Source organism: Candidatus Cryptobacteroides sp. (assembly GCF_056207615.1).
In genome coordinates this window covers 1-3,615 of record NZ_JBAEER010000143.1, presented here as the reverse complement: position 1 = coordinate 3,615, position 3,615 = coordinate 1, and the positions used below count along the sequence as shown (strand labels likewise).

Below are 3,615 nucleotides of genomic sequence, written 5' to 3'. Positions count from 1 at the left end.
AGTCTCCATGGTTTCGTCCTTGATCTCGTTCCTCACGCGCACGTTTCCGAACGCCTGCCACACCTCATCTCCGCTGTTCGGCTTGACATGCTTGGCCTGGTCAGCAAAGATCGTCGTCTCAAGCTTGCCTGTCTCGATCTGGTACATGTAAGCGGCAAAGCCGTCCGGGAAGAGTTCCCATGAAGTACTGTCGTCCTGGTATCTCTCCATCCTGTCAGCCTCCATTCTGAGCTGAAGATCGCCGTTCTGGGTCTGCACGACAAACATGTTGTCGACGACCTGGAGAGGCTTGAGCTCACCCTTATCTCCGTCGTCGGCAGCAGAATTATCACTGCAGGAATAAACGACGAAAGCAACCGCCGAAGCGGTTGCAATCATTCTGACAGTATGTCGGATAATATTCAAATCCTATATTACTTCTGAGTCCTGACGGTAGTGGTAGCCCTCATACCGTTGCAAGCAACAGTGTAAGACTGACCATCCTGGTAACCGTACATGAACGCATCAGCAGTCTGAGGATAGTACTTAGCGTACTGTGAGATAAGGCTGTTAGCCTCGTCTGCGAGTGAAGCGTCAGCTGCCTTTGCCTTGTTGAGGTAGTCAACTGCTACCCAGTAAGGAGCGCGGCGAGCCATGTCGTCACCACCACAGTTGGTAGCACCCCAAGCGGTTGCGCAGATCATGTAAGCCTTTGCTGCGAGTGAAGGATCAAGCTCTGCAGCCTTGGTTGCAGCCTCGAATGCCTTAGCGGTCTTACCGCTCTTGATAGCGTATGCAGCAAGCTCGTAGTTGTACTGAGCGTCGAGTTTCGCATCTGACTCATCGTAAGCTATAGCCTCCTCTGCGAAAGATACAGCCTTGTTGTAGTCTCCACGTGAAGAGTAGAGCTTGAAGAGGTTGTAAGCTGAGAGGTAAGAAGGATTCTTGCTATGCATTACGTTGACAGCGTTAAGGAAGAGGTCATTGCTGGTACAACCCTCGGTGGTACCCATCATCTTCACGATCTTGGTTGCGAGGTCTACGTTCTCAGGATCTGCATCGTAGCGAGGTCCGAAGAGAGCGAGGAGGTTGTCGCAGTCAGCAACGTGGCTAGAGATGAAGATGTTCTCGACATCGCTCTTTACCTTAGCGTTTGTCTCGCTGCCGTCCTTATCGCAGATAGCCTCAAGGTATGACATTGAGTTCTCGTAGGTATTGATGACTTCCTCAGCATCGATGACACCGTCCTTGAAGAGAGCGACAGCGGCATTGAGGTTGAAGAGGAAGATCTGAGGCTTGGTCTGCTCACCGTTGTTAGCGATGATGGCGCCGAGGTCCTTGTAGAGAGCCTTGTTGTCGTCCTGAACATAGTTTACCATATCGAGACCCTTGTTGTTAAGGGAAGTAACTGCGTTCTTTGGATAGTACTGAGCACGCATGTCGTGGAGGAGGAGAAGGGTATCAACGTAAGCTTCTCTTGCTACGGCATTGTTGCGGTTCTTGTTGATCATGTACCTGTAGATTGCAGCACCCTCGGTGTATACAGTCTCACGGGTGTTAGGAGGGCAAAGCTTGAAGGCCTGTCTCCATGAAGGAAGAGCCTGCTCATAGCTCTTCTGCTTGTAATACTCCTTGTAATAAGAGAGGTACTTGATGCACTCTGGATCAAGATTGTCCTGAGCGAAAACCTGTACTGATGATGCAGCCATGAGTACAGATGCAAAGAGGATTGCTAATTTTTTCATATCTCTGATTATTTGTTTTTTGTCAGTTAAGATGTCGTTAGTTATACCTAGGTTTCTGGAACCAAATATCATGAATATTGAATCCTACATATATGGTAGCGTATCTTTCTCTCACCATCGTGTCGCTCTTCAGATTACCCCTCTGTCCGAGGTCTACTCCGAAGGTCAGACCGTTGTAAAGTCTGAACACTGGTAATGTCATACCAAGAGTTATGCCAGAAGCGCTGACCTTGTGTCCATCCATGAGAAAAGATTGCTCTTCATGATAGATTCCACCACGATATGTGACCCTCCTGAAATAGTAACGGATATCATTTCTGTTAGGTGTAATCTCGAATCCGGCCCTGAAAGACTGGGATACGGAAGATGAGAAAAGCTTTCCTGAATGATTGTATACCTTGAAGCCTGTAGCCTCGTCGAGACCGCTCTTCGACCAGTCGCTTCTGAGGTAGTCAAACTCTACGCTCCACTTCTCGCCGCCCTTCACGCTGAGACCTACTCCGATTTCGTCACCGAACATGAGACCCTGATCCTTGAGAGATACAGGATTGTACCTGAGGGTATCTGTAAGCTCACTTGCAACTGCATAGCTGTAGTCATTGAGTTCACCAGACATCTTTGTCATAGGACGATAGGTTGCTCCGAGTATCATGCTCACGTTGCCGGCAATCTTCTGCTCATACTGGATACCTACCTTTCCCGAGAATGATCTCACCTGAGTCTCATAACCAGCGTTCACGCTTCTGTACGAATTGTCAGAGAATACGGTATTGGTGATCTTGTCGAGAGTTCCGAAATAGTAGATAGCCTCAGCTCCGACGGAGAGACGCTTCCAGAAAGTTGCACCTGCACCGAAAAAAATCTGATATACACCACCGCTACCGTAAGAGTTGTAAGTGATGTTATTGGTATTTCCTATGATCTCAGGTCTTTCTTCCACTGAAGAGAAATCATATCCGATGTCACTGAAAGGTGCGACACCTACCATGAATGCAGATGACCTCCATATAGGGAAGCTGAGCACGAAGTCAGAGATGTTGAAGGTATTGTTTGCAGATTTGTAGGCAGTGTCACCTACCTTCTGTGAGAACACCTTGTTATTCTCCTGCAAACCGAAGTCAGCCATGAATGAAAGACTGTCTCTTGCGGTTATGGCAGCAGGATTGAGATAGTTGATATACCTTCTGTTCCTGGTTGCGATACCAACACCACCCATGGTCTTGGTGAAGGCGTTACCCTCCTTGAGGATATCTCCGATACCATAGACTGAATATGGTGAATACGCATTGAAAGCGCCGTCCTGCGCAAATACACAGACGGACACTAAAATGAAGGATATGACTGAAATTAACTTCCTGAAGTTTCTATTCATATCTGTCAGCTATTAAAGCCAACCCCATCAATACAAGGTTACAAACTACAAAGATGGAATTTTTAAGCCTTTTTGCAAAATAATTCGCGTCTCCTCCCGTAAAAACGCTGATGTTTGAGGGATGAGAGTCCATCTGACCTTGGATTTCAAACATTATGCCTGAAACTGTTCCAGTCCTTATTGAAGACTCAATTGAAGTGCCATGCTCCTCTATTTCATCCGGCATGTCAAGCAGAAGAGGGAGTGTCTTTCCAGAGTATCTGTTGATAGCCTTATATCTTGTCATGAAGCCAGGAGATACGACTCCACCGAGATATCTCCCATCCTCGGAAATATAATCAACAGTAAGTATCGTTCCCAGGTCAAAAACTGTAACAGGACTATCCTTGAACAAGTGTCTTGCAGCAATTATAGACGCAGCCCTATCTGGTGAGAGATATGAAGGTAAATCATTTTCCTCCATTATCTTAGTGCTTTTTGAACTTATCAGGATCAGGTGGTCGCATTCTCCTTCGAGTA

General features: G+C 47.1%; 4 protein-coding genes. All 4 read right to left on the bottom strand.

What is annotated here, in order from left to right; all coding sequences use genetic code 11:
- On the bottom strand, window positions 1-378 hold a 378-nt coding region (locus AC06ND_RS08290; RefSeq protein ID WP_475678516.1), incomplete at its 3' end, for a hypothetical protein.
- 35 nt (window positions 379-413) lie between these two features.
- Entirely contained in the window at window positions 414-1,724 is a 1,311-nt protein-coding gene (locus tag AC06ND_RS08285) for a tetratricopeptide repeat protein (RefSeq protein WP_475678515.1), read from the bottom strand.
- A 37-nt stretch (window positions 1,725-1,761) separates the two neighbouring features.
- Window positions 1,762-3,096 carry a BamG family beta-barrel-assembly machinery protein gene (gene bamG / locus AC06ND_RS08280; protein WP_475678514.1) on the bottom strand — a complete coding sequence of 445 codons (1,335 nt, stop codon included), beginning with the start codon at window positions 3,094-3,096 and terminating at the stop codon, window positions 1,762-1,764.
- Window positions 3,089-3,615, bottom strand: a 527-nt coding sequence (locus AC06ND_RS08275) for a type III pantothenate kinase (RefSeq protein ID WP_475678513.1), incomplete at its 5' end; no start/stop codon positions are given. The genes bamG and AC06ND_RS08275, both read right to left, overlap by 8 nt.